Raw genomic sequence first — 21,245 nt, forward strand, 5'->3', positions numbered from 1 at the left:
AGCCCGATTCTTTCGAATCGGGCTTTCTCAATTTGGAGCCTGGCGATGACCTACTTTCACATAACAAATGCTACACTATCATCGGCGCTGTTTCGTTTCACTACTGAGTTCGGCATGGGATCAGGTGGGTCCAAAACGCTATTGTCACCAAGCAAATTTGGTGTAAGTTCGATTTAATCAAACTTACTAAAATTTGGAATTTCTGATAATAAACGTTTTCAGTAATCTACTTTAGTCTATTAACTTCTGCGCTTAAACTGTCGCATAAAACGCGTTTGGCGTTGTATGGTTAAGCCTCACGGGTAATTAGTACAAGTTAGCTTAACATGTCACCATGCTTCCACATCTTGCCTATCAACGTTGTAGTCTTCAACGGCCCTTCAGAGACTTTAAAAGTCTAGTGAGAACTCATCTCGAGGCCTGCTTCGCGCTTAGATGCTTTCAGCGCTTATCAGTTCCGAACGTAGCTACCGGGCAATGCCATTGGCATGACAACCCGAACACCAGCGGTTCGTTCACTCCGGTCCTCTCGTACTAGGAGCAACCCCTCTCAATTCTCAAACGCCCACGGCAGATAGGGACCGAACTGTCTCACGACGTTCTAAACCCAGCTCGCGTACCACTTTAAATGGCGAACAGCCATACCCTTGGGACCGACTTCAGCCCCAGGATGTGATGAGCCGACATCGAGGTGCCAAACACCGCCGTCGATATGAACTCTTGGGCGGTATCAGCCTGTTATCCCCGGAGTACCTTTTATCCGTTGAGCGATGGCCCTTCCATTCAGAACCACCGGATCACTATGACCTACTTTCGTACCTGCTCGACGTGTCTGTCTCGCAGTTAAGCTGGCTTCTACCATTACACTAACCGTACGATGTCCGACCGTACTTAGCCAACCTTCGTGCTCCTCCGTTACTCTTTGGGAGGAGACCGCCCCAGTCAAACTACCCACCAGGCACTGTCCGTAACCCCGATTCAGGGGCCAACGTTAGAACATCAAAACTACAAGGGTGGTATTTCAAGGACGACTCCAACAAAACTAGCGTCTCATTTTCTAAGTCTCCCACCTATCCTACACATGTAGGTTCAATGTTCAGTGCCAAGCTGTAGTAAAGGTTCACGGGGTCTTTCCGTCTAGCCGCGGGTACACAGCATCTTCACTGCGATTTCAATTTCACTGAGTCTCGGGTGGAGACAGCGTGGCCATGGTTACACCATTCGTGCAGGTCGGAACTTACCCGACAAGGAATTTCGCTACCTTAGGACCGTTATAGTTACGGCCGCCGTTTACCGGGGCTTCGATCAAGAGCTTCGTCCGAAAACTAACCCCATCAATTAACCTTCCGGCACCGGGCAGGTGTCACACCGTATACGTCATCTTGCGATTTTGCACAGTGCTGTGTTTTTAATAAACAGTCCCAGCCACCTGGTCACTGCGGCTCCCGTCCGCTTAGAGAGTAAATCTCATCACAGATAGGAGCGTACCTTCTCCCGAAGTTACGGTACGATTTTGCCTAGTTCCTTCACCCGAGTTCTCTCAAGCGCCTTAGTATTCTCTACCTGACCACCTGTGTCGGTTTGGGGTACGATTCGGTATAATCTGAAGCTTAGAGGCTTTTCCTGGAAGTATGGCATCAGCAACTTCATCACCTTAGTGACTCGTCTCGTGTCTCAGTCTTAGCAACCCGGATTTTCCTAAGTCACCAACCTACTCACTTTCACATGGACAACCATCGCCATGCTTGCTTAGCCTGCTCCGTCCCCCCATCGCAATTATACCAAGTACGGAAATATTAATCCGTTTCCCATCGACTACGCCTTTCGGCCTCGCCTTAGGGGTCGACTTACCCTACCCTGATTAACATGGGATAGGAACCCTTGGTCTTCCGGCGTGCGGGTTTTTCACCCGCATTATCGTTACTCATGTCAGCATTCGCACTTCTGATACGTCCAGCATACCTCCCGGCACACCTTCAACCGCTTACAGAACGCTCCCCTACCACTCAGAATAAATTCTGAATCCGCAGCTTCGGTGCATAGTTTAGCCCCGTTACATCTTCCGCGCAGACCGACTCGACCAGTGAGCTATTACGCTTTCTTTAAAGGATGGCTGCTTCTAAGCCAACCTCCTGGCTGTCTGGGCCTTTCCACATCGTTTCCCACTTAACTATGACTTTGGGACCTTAGCTGGCGGTCTGGGTTGTTTCCCTCTTCACGACGGACGTTAGCACCCGCCGTGTGTCTCCCGGATAGTACTTTACGGTATTCGGAGTTTGCAAAGGGTTGGTAAGTCGGGATGACCCCCTAGCCTTAACAGTGCTCTACCCCCGTAAGTATTCGTCCGAGGCTCTACCTAAATAGATTTCGGGGAGAACCAGCTATCTCCCGGTTTGATTAGCCTTTCACTCCAAGCCACAAGTCATCCCCTAACTTTTCAACGTTAGTGGGTTCGGTCCTCCAGTTGATGTTACTCAACCTTCAACCTGCTCATGGCTAGATCACCGGGTTTCGGGTCTATACCTTGCAACTATTCGCCCAGTTAAGACTCGGTTTCCCTACGGCTACCCTAATCGGTTAACCTCGCTACAAAATATAAGTCGCTGACCCATTATACAAAAGGTACGCAGTCACCCAACAAGTGGGCTCCTACTGCTTGTACGTACACGGTTTCAGGTTCTATTTCACTCCCCTCACAGGGGTTCTTTTCGCCTTTCCCTCACGGTACTGGTTCACTATCGGTCAGTTGGGAGTATTTAGCCTTAGATGATGGTCCACCTATATTCAGTCAAAGTTTCACGTGCTCCGACCTACTCGATTTCACTTAAAATGCATTTTCATGTACGGGACTATCACCCTGTATCGTGGCACTTTCCAGAGCCTTCCATTAACACATAATAAGCTTAAGGGCTGTTCCGGTTTCGCTCGCCGCTACTTCCGGAATCTCGGTTGATTTCTTTTCCTACGGGTACTTAGATGTTTCAGTTCTCCGCGTTCGCCTCGTTAACCTATGTATTCAGTTAACGATACCTGCAAGCAGGTGGGTTTCCCCCATTCGGAAATCTTAGTCTCAAGTGCTTTTTACTAGCTCGACTAAGCTTATCGCAAGTTAATACGTCCTTCATCGCCTCCAACTGCCAAGGCATCCACCGTGTACGCTTAGTCACTTAACCATACAACCCAAACGGGTCTTTGTTTCGTGACAGTTTAACTTCGCCAGAAGTTAATATTGAATACTAAAGTAGATACCAATCAACAAACGTAAACGTTCATTAAATGGCACTGAATGATACTGCTATCATTCTTTTTACTTTTGAAAACTCTGTACAAATAACAATGTTATTCATACGAATTTTATTATCAGCTTTTCCAAATTTTTAAAGAGCAATAAAATCTGCTTCGCATCTTTTATACAGTCACTTCGTGGTATTTCTTAATAAAAAGAAACCGCACGCAGTGCGCTGATAAATATCGCGGAGCGAGATTTATAAACATTCATCTGTGTGGACACTACGAACAAATAAGTTCTAAATCGTATAAGGAGGTGATCCAGCCCCAGGTTCCCCTAGGGCTACCTTGTTACGACTTCACCCCCAGTCATGAATCACTCCGTGGTAAACGTCCTCCCTAAGGTTAGACTATCTACTTCTGGAGCAACCCACTCCCATGGTGTGACGGGCGGTGTGTACAAGGCCCGGGAACGTATTCACCGCGTCATTCTGATACGCGATTACTAGCGATTCCGACTTCATGGAGTCGAGTTGCAGACTCCAATCCGGACTACGACGCACTTTAAGTGATTCGCTTACTCTCGCGAGTTCGCAGCACTCTGTATGCGCCATTGTAGCACGTGTGTAGCCCTACACGTAAGGGCCATGATGACTTGACGTCGTCCCCACCTTCCTCCGGTTTATCACCGGCAGTCTCCTTAGAGTTCTCAGCATTACCTGCTAGCAACTAAGGATAGGGGTTGCGCTCGTTGCGGGACTTAACCCAACATCTCACAACACGAGCTGACGACAGCCATGCAGCACCTGTATCAGAGTTCCCGAAGGCACCAAACCATCTCTGGTAAGTTCTCTGTATGTCAAGTGTAGGTAAGGTTCTTCGCGTTGCATCGAATTAAACCACATGCTCCACCGCTTGTGCGGGCCCCCGTCAATTCATTTGAGTTTTAACCTTGCGGCCGTACTCCCCAGGCGGTCTACTTAATGCGTTAGCTTTGAAAAACAACTCCGAAGAGCCGAGCTTCTAGTAGACATCGTTTACGGCGTGGACTACCAGGGTATCTAATCCTGTTTGCTCCCCACGCTTTCGTACATGAGCGTCAGTGTTGACCCAGGTGGCTGCCTTCGCCATCGGTATTCCTTCAGATCTCTACGCATTTCACCGCTACACCTGAAATTCTACCACCCTCTATCACACTCTAGTTTGCCAGTTCGAAATGCAGTTCCCAGGTTGAGCCCGGGGCTTTCACATCTCGCTTAACAAACCGCCTGCGTACGCTTTACGCCCAGTAATTCCGATTAACGCTCGCACCCTCCGTATTACCGCGGCTGCTGGCACGGAGTTAGCCGGTGCTTCTTCTGTCAGTAACGTCACAGCTAGCAGGTATTAACTACTAACCTTTCCTCCTGACTGAAAGTGCTTTACAACCCGAAGGCCTTCTTCACACACGCGGCATGGCTGCATCAGGCTTGCGCCCATTGTGCAATATTCCCCACTGCTGCCTCCCGTAGGAGTCTGGACCGTGTCTCAGTTCCAGTGTGGCTGATCATCCTCTCAAACCAGCTAGGGATCGTTGCCTTGGTGAGCCATTACCTCACCAACTAGCTAATCCCACTTGGGCCAATCTTTAGGCGAGAGCCGAAGCCCCCTTTGGTCCGTAGACATCATGCGGTATTAGCAGTCGTTTCCAACTGTTGTCCCCCACCTAAAGGCATGTTCCCAAGCATTACTCACCCGTCCGCCGCTCGTCAGCAAAGTAGCAAGCTACTCTCTGTTACCGCTCGACTTGCATGTGTTAGGCCTGCCGCCAGCGTTCAATCTGAGCCATGATCAAACTCTTCAATTAAAAGTTTTTTATGTTCCGAAGAACAGCTCAATGAATTCTGAATTTATTTAATATCTTTCGATATTGAATTGACTGTGCTGAACAATTACTAAAAGTAACTATTCTGTTGGTCACTCAGTTTCAATTGAGACTCTAAATTTTTTGCCTTGCTTAGCGAACTAAGCCAGGCTGTTAGAACTCAATCTGTACGAGTGCCCACACAGATGATTGCTTTATATTGTTAAAGAACGTTGCGATTAAAGCGCTTTGCTTTACGTCGCTAGGGCTGCGCATATTACGCTTTCCTATTTTTTTGTCAACACTTAATTTTAAACTTTATGAAAAATCTAAACTCAAGTTTTACTCGACTCACTAAGTGGTTTGCTTGCCCCGCTAAGCGTTGCCTGCTCTGCCGTCTCAGTGGGGTCGCATTATAGGGAGAACAGATTTTTACGCAAGCGTTTTTTAAAGAAAACTTTAAAAAAGAACCTGTTCGTTCAAAAAACAAACTAAAACACCTAAAAGGCGTCATTAACTGATTGAAATATCAACAAAGATTTATCGAGAGGAATTTAAGTATTATCTAATTTTTATATTTATCAAGTTTTAGATATAAAAAAGCGCCATTAATTAACAGCGCTTGAGTTTATGATGTTTAAAATTGATTAATACAGAATGCTGTAGAGCTTTCTTCTATATTTAGCTGCTAAGCTATCACCATCAGGTAATGATGCTATAACTGCAAGATATGTTGCTTTGGCATCTGCAAAGTTTAAATCTTTCTTTAAAATACTAAACAATGTTTCTAATGCTTCTTCTTTGCGCCCAGCTGTGTCAAGTGCAGTAGCTAGCTCAACTTTAATTTCTAAATCATTCGGATGCTGCTCTGCTTTTAATTGCAATGCTTTTATCTCTGGCGAATCGGTCGCTTCAAGCGCTTGTTCGTACTTAGCACGAATATTTGTGTAATACGCATCACGTTCACTTTCTTCAACTGTATCAAGTAAAGCTTGAGCATCATCTAGTTTATGTATTTGAATACAAATATCTGCTAGCACTAATTTAATACGTGCATTAGTAGTATCTAGTTCGTAAGCCTGCTTTGCAAAATTAAATGCACTATTTAAGTCTTTTGCAACAAGAGCTTGCTTTGCTTGTTCTAATAATAGCTCATGTTGTGCCGGTAAGTGCTTTGATAAAACGTCTCTAACTTGTTGCTCTGTTTGCGCACCAGGCAACATATCTACCGGGGCGGAGTCTTTTAAAAACACAAGTGTTGGTAGTGTTTGCAAACCAATTTGTTGTGCTAGTTGCGCTGCTAATTGCTGCTCAATGTCACAATCTAATGTAGCAACAAGTAAATGTTCACCGTATTCGCTGGCAATTTTTTCTAAAATGGCAGCCTGTGATTGACACTCAGGGCTCTGTGCAGAGTAGAAACTAAGTAATACAAGTTTTTGTTGTGAAGTTTCACCTAATACTTGCTGAAGATTTTGTGGGTTAACATTTACCATATTATTCATTGCGATTGATTGCCATATCAGACTATTTAGGGTTTTATATGGTGTCGATAACAATAATTACAAGCCACCAGCCAAAAGGTCTTTTATGAAATTTCACAAAGTATATGCAGCCTTACTTTTTATTAGCCCGTTAACGGGTGCCACAACGTTAGATCTGAACCTAGATAAAACCATGCCCGCTCTCGAAAAGTTTTATTTAGATTTACACCAATCTCCTGAACTTTCATACCACGAGAAACAAACTGGTCTAAAAATTTCTCACCAACTAAAACAACTTGGTTTTAAGGTTACTGATAATGTAGGTGGTTTTGGTGTTGTCGGAGTTTATAAAAATGGTAATGGCCCAACAGTGATGATCCGCACTGACACTGATGGTTTGCCAATAATTGAGCAAACAGGAAAATCCTATGCATCTAACGTCACAGTTACCAATGATGAAGGGGCAACTGTCGGTGTGATGCATGGCTGCGGTCATGATATTCATATGAGCTCGTTTATTGGCACGGCACAACAGCTCGTTCAGCATAAAGATTCATGGCAGGGAACATTAATGATGGTCGCGCAACCTGCTGAAGAAGTCGGTGGTGGTGCAAAAGCGATGCTAAAAGAAGGCTTATTCTCTAAGTTCTCTACACCTGATCATGTAATTGCCTTACATGTCAGTGCTAGCGTTCCTGCTGGTAAAGTGAGTATGAAAAACGAATACACTATGGCCAGTGTTGACTCTGTTGATATAACAGTAAAAGGGAAAGGCGGTCACGGTGCTTACCCACACACGACTATTGACCCTGTTGTTATTGCCTCACGCATAGTTTTAGCATTACAAACCATTACTAGTCGTGAACTTTCTCCACTAGAACCTTCTGTTATAACCGTTGGCTCTATTCATGGGGGTTCGAAGCACAATGTGATCTCTGACGAAGTAAAACTACAACTCACATTACGCAGCTATAACCCAGAAGTGCGTTTACAACAAATTGCCGCTATTAAACGAATCTCACAAGGTGTTGCGCTAAGCGCTGGACTAGATAAGTCGCTCATGCCTGAAGTATATGTCCATGAAGATGAGTCAATTCCATCAACTTATAATAACCCTGGACAAACAAATATTGTACGTAATGCGATTAGTTCAGCTATTGGCAAAGATAACGTGCTAGAAACAGAAGCTGTTATGGCTGGCGAGGACTTTGGTTTATATGGCCGAACTGAACAAAACATTCCTATCACGTTATTTTGGCTCGGTGGCGTAGAACAATCTCAATATATTGCAGCACAAAAATCAGGGCAAACTCTACCATCATTGCATTCAAGTAAATTTGCGCCTGACTATAAAGTAGCACTACCGACAGGTATTAAAGCAATGAGTAATGCAGCCGTTGCGCTGTTTAATAACTAGCTCGATTTTGCTTTTGGTTTAGCCTTTCTTTTAAAACGTCGCTTTTGCGGCGTTTTTGGTAACTGGGCAAAGGCTTGATTATTACATTGCCCTGCTTGGCCGATAAAATGTGATAAATCGTTTAATAACGGTGTTAAAAACTGTTGGTAGCTCATACGCTGCTCTGCGATATCGCCTAATGAAGCTTCCCACTTTGCGGTTAAATCAGGACTGGCTAAGCCTTCTGGTAATACTCCTATAAGGGCTTTTCCTGTCTCTGTAGCTAAAATATTTTTACCTTGGCGTTGTAAAAAGCGGCGCTTGAATAATAGTTCTAAAATACCTGCACGGGTTGCTTCAGTCCCTAAGCCATCAGTGTCTTTTAAAATCTTTTTAATATCTGGGTTTTTCACATAACGACTTATTCCCGTCATGGCACTTAATAAGGTTGCATCCGTAAAGTGAGCTGGCGGGGTCGTCATTTTATCAACCACTTCGCCATGACTACAGTCAAGCATTTGCCCTTTAACTAACGGCGGTAAAGTTTGCTCATCTTTTAGCGCTGATTTACCCATGAGTACTTTAAAACCTAAGCTGACCTCTTGTTTTGCATTCGCTTTAAATAAACCACCAGCAATAGTTACCTCAACTTTTGTTTCATTAAATATATAGTCAGGGTAGAACTGAATGAGGTAATGCCGACAAACTAAGCTATAAACCTCTGCTTCGTCTGAGCTCAACCTTGCCGACGTTAATTGTTTAGCGGTTGGGATAATGGCGTGGTGTGCAGCTACCTTTGCATCATTAAAACATTTACTACGCTTACCCGTATCAGCCTGACTACAATGCGCTTCACTTTGTCCACCATTATTGGCAATCGCTTTTATAATGCTCGCAGCTTCCCAGTGGTGATCTTTTGGCAGATAACGATTATCTGAACGAGGATAAGTAATGAGCTTATGGCGTTCATATAAAGTTTGGCAAATATCTAATACTTTTTGTGCTGGCATTGTAAACGCTTTTGCCGCATCTATTTGTAGCGCCGATAAATTATACGGCAAAGGGGCTTGTTGTTTTTTCTGCTTTTGCTCAAGTGCCGTCACCTCCCCCTCTTGCCCGGTGATTCTTGATACCACATTTTCAGCAAGGCCGCGGTGTAGTACTCGCCCTTCTTCATCTTGATAAGGTTTACACGCTTTACTTGGTTGCCATTTAGCTGTAAACGAGTGTTGCTCTGATGTTGTTAAGTGAGCCAACACTTCATAAAATGGTTTTGCTACAAAGCTAGCAATTTCATTATCTCGATTTACCACTAAGCCAAGGATTGGAGTTTGCACTCGCCCCACTGAAAGTACATTTCCAAACCCTGCTTTTTGTCCCGCCAACGTATAGGCCCGAGTTAAATTCATGCCAAATAGCCAGTCGGCACGAGAACGTGCTAATGCCGAGACACTTAATGGAACAAAGTCACGGTTAGTGCGCAGATTATTTAACGCCTTTTTTACCGCGCTTGTATTTAAATCACTAATTAGTAAACGTTGAGTTTGCTGCATTTTTGATTGAGGTAGTTTGACTTGATCGATGACCTCATCAACCAACAGCTGTCCTTCCCTATCGGGATCGCCTGCGTGAACCAATTGATCAGCTTGTTTGATTAGCTTTTTTAAGACGGTAAGTTGCTTACGAGTTTTTGTTTTAGCTTTTAATTGCCATTGCTCAGGAATGATGGGTAAATCATCAAAGCGCCACTTTTTATATTTCTCGTTATAGTCATCAGGTTCAGCTTGTTCTAACAAATGGCCAATGCACCAAGAAACACAATCACCATTAGCAACTTCAATATAGCCATCATGCTTTTTATGTGGCTTGGGTAAAGCGTCGGCAATAGCACGACCAAGGGAAGGTTTTTCAGCAATGTATAATTTCACACCCGCACCATAACAACTGTTTATTTAAACAGTAGTTTAGCACAGGAAAATCTACTGGGAAATATTAACCTGAGGTTTACGCAGTAATATATAAATCAGTGGTAAATAGCACACGACCACTGTAGCAATGTTAATGATTGGTAGAAGGGTTTTGTACATCATAGTGCTGTAAGATAAATCCCATAGGTGGCGATCAACTAAACGAAATAGCTGCAAGATAGGCGCCCCCAAGACTATAAGCTGACCAAGAACACTTTGCCAAAGATAGACTTTATCTTTTATTCCTAGGTATGCAATTAAAGCCATCCACGCTAAATCATTAAATGCCCAGACAACATAACGCCAAATGTAAGGTTCATCCAACTCTCTAAGCGTTGAATATATTAATGTGCCATACAAAAAGAAGGCAGCGGTAATCAGCGTAAAACGAAATGCAGGCCAATCTTTACGAAAGTAAAAAATGAGGATCGCCGGGCTAAGAATAAAAACCCAGCTGTTACTTAAAAAAATTCGAATTTCAACAAACCAATCAGGCAAAATCAAATTACCTTAATCTGTTTTATCGTCATCACCACCATCACCATTACCCGGCATATAGCTATATTTATCAATCTTTTTCATAAGTCACTCCATTACACTTGTTAAGAAGTGTTTACTTTATGCTAAAATAGGTACTTTGCCAAGCACCATTACCTAACTTCGATTGGATCGGATTCCTTGGCTTTGCCCTGCATTATGGAAATCTCTACACGGCGGTTTCGTCGCCTGTCAGCATCTGATTCATTTGGCACAAGCGGCCGAGTTTCGGCATGTCCTACAACAACCATTCTGCTTTTATCAAAACCCTGAGCTTTTTGCATTTCGGATGCAACCGCGACCGCTCGTTTTGAAGACAAATCCCAATTATTGGTGTATAGCTCATTAGATACTTGGAAATCATCGGTATGGCCTGACACCGTAATTTCACCGGGTACATCTTTTAATAAAGTCGCTATGTCTTGAATAATAGGCTTAAACCGGGGCTGTAAAAAAGCACTCCCTGATGGAAATGAGCCATTTTCACGAATGCGGATAATGATTTGCTGACCTAGCGATTCAAGTTCAATTGCGCCATCCATGATTTGTTGTTCTAATTGCTGAGCTATCTTTTTAACCAGTTCGTTGACTTGTTCTTGATCTGCAGAAGCTGAGGCTTGATCTAATGCTTGTTGCTGCGCTGTACTTTGTGACTCACCACCACGTTTATTACCACGCTGCTCTTGACGACCACCCGCTGAACTTTCATCCCCGGCTTGAAACTCAAGCATTTGCTGTGTCATTTCAACTGTTTGCTGTTGAATGGTCTCAATTGGTGTAGGCTCTGGTTTACCTGGGGTAAACTCCATTGCTATCACGGAGGTTCCTTTAGGAATATCTTTAACTTCTATTTTGTTTTGCACACCAAAAGCAAACTTCATCGAGCCAGCTATTTGTTTGAACTTAAGCACATCCATTTCTGAAAATGCGAGCAAGAGTACAAAGAAACACATTAATAATGACATCAAATCTGCAAATGTGCCCATCCAAGCAGGTAAACCCGGAGGTGGACATTTACACTCTTGCTCAGACATGTTTACTCCTCGGTATCCACATTGCGTTTAGACTCTGCAAGGTAGTTTTTCAAAATACCTTCTATTACTTTTGGATTTTGACCATCTTGAATTCCCAGTACGGCATCTAGAATAAGGCGCTGGTTCATTGCTTCTTCTTCTTTACGCAGCTCTAATTTAACTTGGATAGGAATGGCGATAACATTAGCTAGAAAGGCGCCGTATAAAGTCGTTAGTAACGCAACAGCCATCGCAGGACCAATCGCTTTAGGATCATCCATGTTTGAAAGCATAGCTACTAAACCGATTAATGTACCAATCATTCCCATAGCGGGCGCTATATCTGCCAGTGCTTTAAATAATCCTGCGCCGGATTCATGACGTGTGGTAGTAAGTGAAATATCCTTTTGTAAAGTCGCCCTTACTACATCTGCATCATGGCCATCAACTAGCATATCAACCCCTTTGCGCATAAATGCATTGGGTATTTCAGCTTCTTCTAGGGCTAAAAAACCGCCTTTGCGCGCTGAATCTGCCAGCTCTACCGCTTTTTCAATCAACTCTTCTGGAGATTCAATTTTAAACATGAACGCTTTAGCGCACACTTTACCAATACCTAAAAATTGACCCATAGTGTAGTTTGACAATACGATAAAAATCGAGCCACCAAATACAATGACAACTGATGGCGTATTATAAAACATAGCAACTTCACCGTTACTACTTTGCACCATCGACATCACGATTAAGCCAATTGCTCCGAGAATACCTATAATGGTTGCTAAATCCACTTACCCCTCCAGAGGAATTGCTATTTTGCTACTTAAGGTAACAAACTTTTATTATTAACTGCTTATCGGCAAAACATTGAATTACTTAAATCATTTAGTTAAATAAATGATTTAAGTTTACTGCCTATTATAGTGTCATTCTAATCAAACTGCCCCAACCCGCAAGGGTTAACCCTAGGTTCAGCTAATTAAAATGTCGCCATAAAACGAAAATACATAAAAAAAATGCATCAGTCTTTGACCTAGTTTAGCATTCCCCCTAAAATTGGCCTCACATTTATCTCATCTAAGTAAAATCCACTATGGCGACTAAAAAACCTGAAAACTTGAGCTTCGAGCAAGCACTTGAAGAATTAACCGTAATCGTCACAGACATGGAGCAAGGTGATTTATCGCTTGAACAATCATTAAAACAGTTTGAACGCGGAATAGCTTTAGCAAATGCATCGTCTAATAAGCTCCAACAAGCAGAACAAAAAGTGGCTATTTTAATGGGTAATGATCCCCAGGCAGCGTTAAGCAATTTTAATAATAATGTGGAATAGTCGGTGCTAATAAAACAACAGATAAAATCTGCTCGACAAGATGTTGAAGCAACACTAAATCGATATTTTTCGCAGCCTCTTGATACCGAAGATAGCATTAAAGAAGCCACTCATTACGGCATTTTAAATGGCGGTAAACGTATCCGTCCTTTTCTTGTTTATGCCACAGGAAAAATGCTTGGTGCAAACAAACAAGATTTAGACATCCTTGCGGCTGCAATTGAGTGCATTCATAGTTACTCATTGGTTCACGATGACTTACCCGCAATGGATGATGATGAACTTCGCCGAGGTAGACCTACTTGCCATATAGTTTATGGTGAAGCACACGCTATTTTAGCTGGTGATGCCTTACAAACATTAGCGTTTGATTTAATCGCGAACCATGAATTCAAAATACCTGCGAACCAACAAGTAAAAATGATTGCCGCATTAAGTAAAGCTTCAGGTATTGAAGGTATGGTAGGCGGACAAGCGTTGGATATAGCTGCCACTGATCAAGTAATCAATTTAGCTGCCCTTGAGAGAATCCACAAACTTAAAACAGGTGCATTATTAAACTGTGCAATAACGTTTGGAGCATTAAGCGCACCGAGTGTTAATGAGCAAACCCTGAAACAATTGACAATATTTGGCAATGCTATTGGCTTGGCTTTTCAGGTACAGGACGATATTCTTGATGTCGAAGGTGACACCTTCACTCTAGGAAAACCACAAGGTTCGGACATTGCAGCAAATAAAGCAACCTACCCGGCATTGCTAGGCCTTGCTGGGGCTAAACAAAAAGCACAACAACTATTAAATCAAGCACTCGAAGCTTTAGCAAAAATAGATGCAGATACTGAGCAACTAGAAAATTTAGCCAAATATATTGTTGAACGCGATTATTAAGCATAGCTCAATACCAAACAGCTAAAGACGTACAAAATAACTAATAAACCAGAGTAACATTGGGTTATAATAACTTCTGGTTAGCGAAGGATGTATTAAAAATCATGACACTTGATAGTAGCAAGTATCCATTATTAGGCTTGGTTGACGAACCAGCCCAGCTGCGTGATTTAGCGCAAGACAAACTACCTGCATTTAGCGATGAGCTACGTGATTATTTACTTAATTCAGTGTCGCAAAGTAGTGGTCATTTAGCATCAGGCCTAGGAACTGTCGAACTCACTGTAGCTTTACATTATGTCTATAATACACCTGAAGATCGATTAGTTTGGGATGTAGGCCATCAAGCCTACCCACATAAAATTCTTACCGGTCGTCGTGACCAAATGCACACAATTCGCCAAAAGGATGGCTTGCACCCTTTTCCATATCGTGATGAGAGTGCATACGACACCTTCAGTGTGGGTCATTCAAGCACTTCTATTTCTGCTGCCCTTGGTATGTCTATTGCAGCACAAAAAGAAGGTAAAGGTCGCAAAACAGTCGCGGTAATTGGTGATGGTGCTATCACTGCCGGTATGGCATTTGAAGCAATGAACCACCTCGGTGATGTAAAATCTGACATGTTGATCATTCTGAATGACAACGAAATGTCTATTTCTGAAAATGTGGGAGCTTTAACTAATCACTTTGCTCGCATTTTATCAGGTAGCTTTTATACCAATATCCGTGAAGGCGGCAAAAAGTTACTCTCAGGGGTCCCGCCAGTAAAAGAATTGGCCAGTCGCATGGAAGAGCACTTAAAAGGTATGGTGATCCCGGGTACTTTTTTTGAAGAGCTTGGGCTAAATTATATCGGCCCTATTGATGGCCACGACGTCACTATGTTGGTTGATACGTTACGTAATATGCGTAATTTAAAAGGACCACAATTACTGCATATTAAAACTCAAAAGGGTAAAGGCTATAAACCAGCTGAAGCCGATCCTATTGGTTACCACGGCGTGCCTAAATTTGACCCTGCTATTTCCAGCTTACCAAAATCAAAGCCAGGGGCAGCAACATTTTCAAAAGTATTTGGTGATTGGCTGTGCGACATGGCAAGCCAAGATAACAAACTAATGGCAATCACTCCTGCGATGCGTGAGGGCTCCGGTATGGTGCGCTTTTCAAAAGAACACCCTGAGCAATATTTTGATGTCGCCATCGCTGAACAACACGCCGTCACATTAGCAGCTGGTTTTGCTTGTGAAGGTTTAAAGCCAGTAGTAGCCATTTACTCTAGCTTTTTACAGCGCGCGTATGATCAACTTATTCACGATGTTGCGCTACAAAACTTACCGGTATTATTTGCCATTGACCGTGCAGGAATAGTCGGTGCTGATGGCGAAACACATCAAGGAGCTTATGACTTAAGCTTTTTGCGTTGTATTCCAAATATGATCATTATGGCACCTAGCGATACTAATGAGTGTCGTCAAATGCTCTATACTGGCTATCAATGCAATCAGCCCGTTGCTGTACGCTACCCTCGTGGCAGTGCTGGTAATAGCGAAATTAATGAGAAAATGACCGCCCTAGAAATCGGTAAAGGCAGAACCATAAAACCTGGCAGCAAAATTGCTATTTTGTCTTTTGGTACGTTACTTGAAAACGCATTTTTAGCCACCGATGAGTTAGGCGCAAGCTTAATTGATATGCGTTTTGTTAAGCCTTTAGATACCGATTTGATTAATTCACTGCTTAGCGACCACGATACCATCGTAACCCTTGAAGACAATGCAATTGTCGGTGGTGCTGGCTCAGCAGTTAACGAATATTTAGCTGCTATTAAAGCCAGTGTTAACATTCTTAATTTGGGTATTCCGGATGAGTTCATTAAGCATGGCACGCAAGAGCAAATGCATGATGAAATGGGGTTAGGCCCACAGGGTATACTCAACAGTATAAAAAACTTTATTGCTTAAACAATCAAAAAGGAGCTTAATAAGCTCCTTTTTACTATCGCATCCACACTTTTATATCTGCCAAGCCATTAGCTTGTAATACACTAAGTTGCTGTTCAACATTATTGGTTTGCTCAAATTCAAACGCATCTAATTGGTCATCAAAGATAATGTTGGCAACACCATCACCACCGCGCTTTTTAACTTGGTGCAGAGCCATATCCGCTAAATTAACAGATGTTTCCCAGCCAATCACTTGCCCACCAAGTAAAGGCAATGGGTAGAACGAAAAGCCAATAGAGGCTGTTAGGTTAATGCTTTCGCCATTAGGCAGCTTAAATGCGTGTTCAGCAATGGCCTTGCAGAGCTCTGAAACATAGCTATCTATCGCACTTCGTTTAAAGTCACGTAGTAACAGTAAAAACTCATCACCACTCCAACGCGCTACATAATCAGACCCTTGCGTACGTGAATTCAATAATGCGGCCATTTGTTGTAAGCAACTATCACCACCTATTGGTCCGTAGGCATCATTAATTCGGCTAAAGTTATCAAAGTTAATTATCAGTAGAACCAATGATTTACCCTGAGCCTGAAGAGACTGAGAGTTACGTTGAAAATGTTCAATATCTTTTGGCAGTTGGTCAAACAAAAATCGTCGGCTTCTAAGCCCTGTAAGCTCATCAGAGTGACTCACAAGCTTAAGCTGTGAATTCACCTGATTCAATTTATCATTTGCCTGACGTAGTTCACCTGTGCGTTCTGTGACTAAGCTCTCAAGTACGGCCTGTTTGCGCCGTTCTTGTTTTTTGAACACCCAAAACACTAAATAAAATAACAAGACAAAGGTACTTGTTATCAATAGTCTAAAATAAACGGTCTCATCAAAGCGTCGAGGTACCATAAAAGAATATTCTGTTCGCTGGGCATTTTGCCACCCTTCCCCTTGGCGTTTTGCTTCAACCTGAAATAAAAATGCGCCTGGGGGTAAATTAGTATAAATAGCTTCTCTGCGAGTATTTGCATAGCGCCAATCATTGTCCAAACCACTAAGGCGATAGCGGAATTCAATACTCGTTGGAGCATAATAATCTATAGCGGTGTACTTTAATGTTACATCGCGTTCATCAGTGTCTAATGCAGGACTACGCCCTAATGCTGCTGTGGCTAACTGACGTAAATTAGTTGTCAAACTTTCGACTTTAGGTTTTAACGGCTTAACTCCAAACAACTCAATATCTTTTGGAATTTCAACCACCCCTTGAAGGCTGGGGTACCATATTGAATTTCCCTGCTCAGCTACAGCATCATGACCCAAACCAGTACAACATTGACTTGCTTTACCATCTAACTGACGATCAAATGATGAAATCACTTGCTCTACTTTTAAGCTTTCAATATCAGCACTGAACTGCTCAACTGGCATTCGGTAAACGCCTTTCATGGTGCTTACCCAAATGCGCTTGAACTTTTCGTCGTAACGTAAACTAAAAAATAGAGCCATAAGGCAAGCCATCGGTGGCATCAAGTTGGCGCCAATGCCCTGCAGTACTTCGATAAAATAAGCCATCGTTTAAAGAGCCTATCAAAATACCTACACCATCAATATGCAAGATACTAGTAACATAGGCACTATCTAAAGAGGTTTGGTCGCCTATTTTTTCAATTCCTCGGTCTGTAAAATAATAGGCCCCTTTACTGGTTCCGATTAAACCAAAGTTAGTTTTATCCAGTACATAAGTAATAAATTTACTGCCTAAAAAAGCATTATAGGCAAATGGAGTTATGCCACCATAACTTAAGCGATACATGCCGCGTCCCGTTCCGACCCATAACCCCCCTTTACTTGAGTCGCTAATAGCAAAGACAGGGTTATCTCTTAAAGCACGGCCGGGGACTGTAAATAAACTATTGTTTTCATAGAAAAATAGTCCTCGCCCTGTGGCTATATAAAGTCGTCCACCATCAAAGTGAAGATCATGTACGACGGCTCTACCGTATTGATTACTCGGGATTTTGTTGATAAAGTTTTTATCTAAATCGAAATAACCTACACCGCTACGGTTAGCGACCCAAAGTCGTCCGTCTGGTGCTTGAGTAATAGCCATAACCGCTTCGGTCATTTGCGATATAGCAGAATGACGCTCTATTCGTCCTTCATGAGCAAGCCAAAGTCCTTCGCTAAAACTTGCAAGCCAAATATTGTTGTCATTATCTCTATATAAATCTGCAAACCAGATACTTTGATCTAACTGGCTCGGCTCAACCCACTGCCACTCACCTGAATTATCCCTAAATAATAGTCTGCCATAAGTCGAAATCCACAGTGCGCCATCTGAGTCACTCATGAATTTGTATACAGCAGTGCTGTTAGCATTCGGTAAAGGAAACGGTCTTAGCTCATCATCTAAATCAAGGAAGTAAGCGCCAAGCTCTGACGCCAAATAAAGGTTACCCTCAAGCCAAGCTAGATCATGGATAATGGTTTGCGCTACACGCTCAGGTAATGACACTTTTGCGGTGAGCTCTAAACGCAGTTTTGCAAAGTCAGATGAAGAGTTAGTTAAACGAAGCAGTTGGCGCTCATTAACGAGCCAGATGCCTTCGGGTGATAAGGCTAATTGGCTGACAGAGCCCGCTATTTGTTTAACCGCAATCGCATTAACACTAGCTTTAAGTTGATTGTTATTGCTGCTTAGGTTGATTTGATTACGGGGAACAAAGTACAAACCATTTGCCGCAATCCAAATCCCACCGCGTGAGTCTTCTAGCACATCACGAACGGGGCCTTTAACAGTAAACTCTTGTGCAGCCATTGTTTGCGGATCTAATACTACAACGCCATTTTTAGTACCGACCCATAAATTACCATCACTATCAATAAGTAGCTTATTGATTCCATTACTAGGTAAGAAAGGACTGTTTAACGTATTGTAATTAGTAAAGGTATTTCCATCAAATCGACTCAAGCCGAACTGCGTACCCAGCCACATATAGCCTTGCTCATCTTGAACAACACTCTTTAAAGACTGCGAGGGTAAGCCGTTTTGAATATTCCATTGTTTTACTACATAGTCGGTAATTGACGCACTGCTTGGCATACTGCAAAACAGTAATACAACAACCAAAAAAATCGCATCATAACGTCAATACCTCGTTGCAAAAACTAGGGTTAAAGGGGTAGGTAGCCTATTTTTAAAAGTGCTTGCACGCAAATTAATGAAAATATACCCGCTAAAACATCATCGGCCATTATACCAACACCACCATGCATTTTTTATCTAGAATGCGAATTGGCCCAGGTTTAGCAATATCAAAAAAGCGGAACAATAAAAAGCCCACCAGTAAAGACTGCCAGCTTAGTGCTGCCCCTATCATAGTAATATAAAACCCGGCGACTTCATCCCAAACAATAGCTGGATGATCATGAACGCCTAAATCGTCAGCCGTTTTGCCACAAGCCCAAATACCGAACACACTGATCACTATAGCAAAAACTACCTGTAACCAAAGTGGATAGTGCATGGTCATAAAAATAAACGGCAGGGCTGCAAAGGTGCCAAATGTACCAGGAGCTTTAGGTGCTAGTCCTAAACCAAAGCCCAAACCAAAAAATTGATGTGGGCGCTTTAAATTAAATTTTGCAGGGTTACTCAAACCGGCTCCTTGGAGAAGTGTTCAAAGCCTGTTTCTTGATATTCAAGCTTTTCACCATCAAGCATCAGCTCGATGTGCCCTTCACCACTTTTAATTTGGCCAATACAGCTTGCTTCAATTCCATATTGGCGCAGTTTTAATTCCAACATACTTTTATTGTTATCAGGAACGGTGAACAAGAGTTCATAGTCGTCACCATAATTTAAGATAAAAGGTAGTTGCTGTGTTTTATTTAGCGTATCACGCATTGCGTCTGAGGTCGGCACTTTATCCACGTTGATATGTGCGCTTACTTGAGACATTGCTAAGATATGACCTAAATCAGCCATAAGGCCATCTGAGATATCAATAGCAGCTGAAGCAGCTCCTCTTAACACTTGCCCTGCTGCAACTCGTGGAGTCGGGTAGTCAAAGCGTTGATTGATATAGCGAAGGTGCTCTGGAGCAACATCAATGCCTTGCTTACGCGCCTCAATGGCTAGCCCCGCATCTCCCAAGGGACCGGTAACATAAATCCAATCACCGACCTTTGCGCCGCCGCGTCTTAATGCGGTACCTTGTGGTATGGTGCCCTTTGCACAAATAGTGATTGATAGTGGACCTTGAGTGGTATCACCACCAATTATTTGTACATTAAAATATTCGGCAATTTCATGCATGCCTTCGGTGAACTCTTCGAGCCATTCAACATCAAGATTAGGTAATGTTAGTGCAACAGATACCCAAGTAGGCTCAGCGCCCATTGCAGCTAAATCACTTAAGTTGACCGCTAAAACGCGATGTCCTAAAGCACGAGGAGAGATATCATCAAAAAAGTGTACGCCACTCACTAAGGTATCAGTGGTTACTGCCAGCTGGCAGTTCTCAGGGACAGTTACTAAAGCGCAGTCATCGCCAATTCCAAGGTTTACATCACGACGTGTAATGCCACGACCTTTAAAGTAGCGGTTAATTAATTCAAATTCCTTCATACACAAAAAAGCCGGCCTATGCCGGCTCTCCTTTTGCAGTAAGATTACTTACGTAATTGCTTAACTGCTTTATCTAATACACCATTGACAAACTTATGGCTGTCTTCTGCGCCAAAGATTTTAGCAAGCTCAATACCTTCATTGATTGCTACTTTGTATGGTACATCTTCGCGGAATTTTAGCTCATAAGCGCTCAGACGTAAGATCGCCTTTTCAACCATATCTAACTCATCAAATGGACGGGTAAGGTGTGGAGAAACAGCTTCGTCAAGTTGCGTTTTATTTACAGCAACGCCACGAGCGAGGTCTTTAAAATATTCAACGTCGATTTTAGTCACGTCGTTTTCGATCAACATTTGTTGCTCGATATCGGCAATTGCATTGCCACTTAGTTGCCAAGAATAAACGGCTTGAAGTGCTAAGATACGTGCTTTACGTCTTGCTGCTGGTTTCACAAAAATTCCTTAAACTTAAATTTTATCTAACACATTAACCATTTCAAGCGCACCTAAAGCAGCTTCGCCACCTTTGTTGCCCATCTTGGTGCCAGCGCGTTCAATCGCTTGCTCAATGCTTTCTGTGGTTAATACGCCAAATGCAACCGGGATATCATACTCAAGCGACACTTGCGCTAAGCCTTTGTTTGATTCGCCAGCAACGAGGTCAAAGTGTGGTGTACCACCTCTGATCACAACGCCTAAAGCGATGATTGCATCATACTCTTTTTTTGCTGCAACGCGTTTCGCTGCTAAAGGTAACTCAACCGCACCTGGTACATAAACTACAGTGATATCATCTTCAGATACACCACCAGTACGCTTTAATTCATCAACAGCGCCTGCTAATAGGCTGCTACCAATAAAGTCATTGAAGCGTGAAATGACAATGGCAAATTTCTTGCCCGGTGCGTATTTATTACCTTCGATAATTTTCATTCGATAACCCTAAAAATAAGTTCAAGCGATTGCGCAAAAAT

The 21,245-nt window shown here is 42.8% G+C and carries 12 protein-coding genes, 3 rRNA genes and 2 pseudogenes; 4 read left to right on the top strand and 13 right to left on the bottom strand.

Features of this window, described 5'->3' with window-relative positions:
- Positions 1-37 precede the first annotated feature (37 nt).
- The 4 genes from rrf to ACU8V8_RS12900 form a co-directional block, all read right to left on the bottom strand.
- A 5S ribosomal RNA gene (rrf, locus tag ACU8V8_RS12885) occupies positions 38-152 on the bottom strand.
- Between the two features lie 133 nt (positions 153-285).
- A 23S ribosomal RNA gene (locus tag ACU8V8_RS12890) occupies positions 286-3,173 on the bottom strand.
- Between the two features lie 364 nt (positions 3,174-3,537).
- Positions 3,538-5,074: ribosomal RNA gene (locus tag ACU8V8_RS12895) — 16S ribosomal RNA — on the bottom strand.
- Together the 16S, 23S and 5S rRNA genes form the textbook arrangement of a ribosomal RNA operon.
- A gap of 644 nt (positions 5,075-5,718) precedes the next feature.
- On the bottom strand, positions 5,719-6,576 hold the full coding sequence (locus ACU8V8_RS12900; protein WP_446887779.1) for a tetratricopeptide repeat protein: 858 nt from the start codon (positions 6,574-6,576) through the stop codon (positions 5,719-5,721).
- An 85-nt stretch (positions 6,577-6,661) separates the two neighbouring features.
- On the opposite strand from ACU8V8_RS12900, the gene ACU8V8_RS12905 reads away from it, so the two are divergent.
- Entirely contained in the window at positions 6,662-7,972 is a 1,311-nt protein-coding gene (locus tag ACU8V8_RS12905; RefSeq protein ID WP_446887780.1) for an amidohydrolase, read from the top strand.
- Here ACU8V8_RS12905 and ACU8V8_RS12910 read toward each other — a convergent pair.
- The 4 genes from ACU8V8_RS12910 to pomA form a co-directional block, all read right to left on the bottom strand.
- On the bottom strand, positions 7,969-9,879 hold the full coding sequence (locus ACU8V8_RS12910; protein WP_446887781.1) for a DNA topoisomerase III: 1,911 nt from the start codon (positions 9,877-9,879) through the stop codon (positions 7,969-7,971). The two genes, ACU8V8_RS12905 and ACU8V8_RS12910, sit on opposite strands and share 4 nt — an antisense overlap.
- A 51-nt stretch (positions 9,880-9,930) precedes the next feature.
- Positions 9,931-10,416: a hypothetical protein gene (locus tag ACU8V8_RS12915; protein ID WP_446887782.1), complete on the bottom strand. Its 486-nt coding sequence runs from the start codon at positions 10,414-10,416 to the stop codon at positions 9,931-9,933.
- A 152-nt stretch (positions 10,417-10,568) separates the two neighbouring features.
- On the bottom strand, positions 10,569-11,489 hold the full coding sequence (locus ACU8V8_RS12920) for a flagellar motor protein MotB (RefSeq protein WP_087530950.1): 921 nt from the start codon (positions 11,487-11,489) through the stop codon (positions 10,569-10,571).
- 2 nt (positions 11,490-11,491) lie between these two features.
- Positions 11,492-12,259 (bottom strand): flagellar motor protein PomA, encoded by a 768-nt coding sequence (gene pomA, locus ACU8V8_RS12925; RefSeq protein ID WP_087530951.1) that lies wholly within the window; start codon positions 12,257-12,259, stop codon positions 11,492-11,494.
- Positions 12,260-12,561: 302 nt separating this feature from the next.
- Between pomA and ACU8V8_RS12930 the strand changes: the two genes are divergently transcribed.
- From ACU8V8_RS12930 to dxs, 3 genes are all read left to right on the top strand, one after another.
- Positions 12,562-12,804 (top strand): exodeoxyribonuclease VII small subunit, encoded by a 243-nt coding sequence (locus ACU8V8_RS12930; RefSeq protein ID WP_446887783.1) that lies wholly within the window; start codon positions 12,562-12,564, stop codon positions 12,802-12,804.
- A 3-nt stretch (positions 12,805-12,807) separates the two neighbouring features.
- Entirely contained in the window at positions 12,808-13,695 is an 888-nt protein-coding gene (ispA, locus tag ACU8V8_RS12935; protein WP_087530953.1) for a (2E,6E)-farnesyl diphosphate synthase, read from the top strand.
- A gap of 104 nt (positions 13,696-13,799) precedes the next feature.
- A complete protein-coding gene (gene dxs, locus ACU8V8_RS12940) occupies positions 13,800-15,662 on the top strand; it encodes a 1-deoxy-D-xylulose-5-phosphate synthase (protein ID WP_446887784.1) in 1,863 nt (620 codons plus the stop codon).
- Between the two features lie 34 nt (positions 15,663-15,696).
- On the opposite strand, the pseudogene ACU8V8_RS12945 reads toward dxs, so the two are convergent.
- The 5 genes and pseudogenes from ACU8V8_RS12945 to ribH all read right to left on the bottom strand — a co-directional run bounded on the left by ACU8V8_RS12945 (position 15,697) and on the right by ribH (position 21,204).
- Positions 15,697-18,783: pseudogene (locus tag ACU8V8_RS12945) on the bottom strand (two-component regulator propeller domain-containing protein).
- A gap of 30 nt (positions 18,784-18,813) precedes the next feature.
- A pseudogene (locus ACU8V8_RS12950) lies at positions 18,814-19,298 on the bottom strand (phosphatidylglycerophosphatase A family protein).
- Positions 19,295-20,269: a thiamine-phosphate kinase gene (thiL, locus tag ACU8V8_RS12955; protein ID WP_446887785.1), complete on the bottom strand. Its 975-nt coding sequence runs from the start codon at positions 20,267-20,269 to the stop codon at positions 19,295-19,297. Before thiL ends, ACU8V8_RS12950 begins: the two are co-directional and overlap by 4 nt.
- Positions 20,270-20,313: 44 nt before the next feature.
- On the bottom strand, positions 20,314-20,724 hold the full coding sequence (nusB, locus tag ACU8V8_RS12960) for a transcription antitermination factor NusB (RefSeq protein WP_087530958.1): 411 nt from the start codon (positions 20,722-20,724) through the stop codon (positions 20,314-20,316).
- 15 nt (positions 20,725-20,739) lie between these two features.
- Positions 20,740-21,204 (bottom strand): 6,7-dimethyl-8-ribityllumazine synthase, encoded by a 465-nt coding sequence (gene ribH / locus ACU8V8_RS12965; RefSeq protein WP_087530959.1) that lies wholly within the window; start codon positions 21,202-21,204, stop codon positions 20,740-20,742.
- Between the last annotated feature and the right edge of the window lie 41 nt (positions 21,205-21,245).

This window comes from Pseudoalteromonas sp. SaAl2 (genome assembly GCF_052947895.1).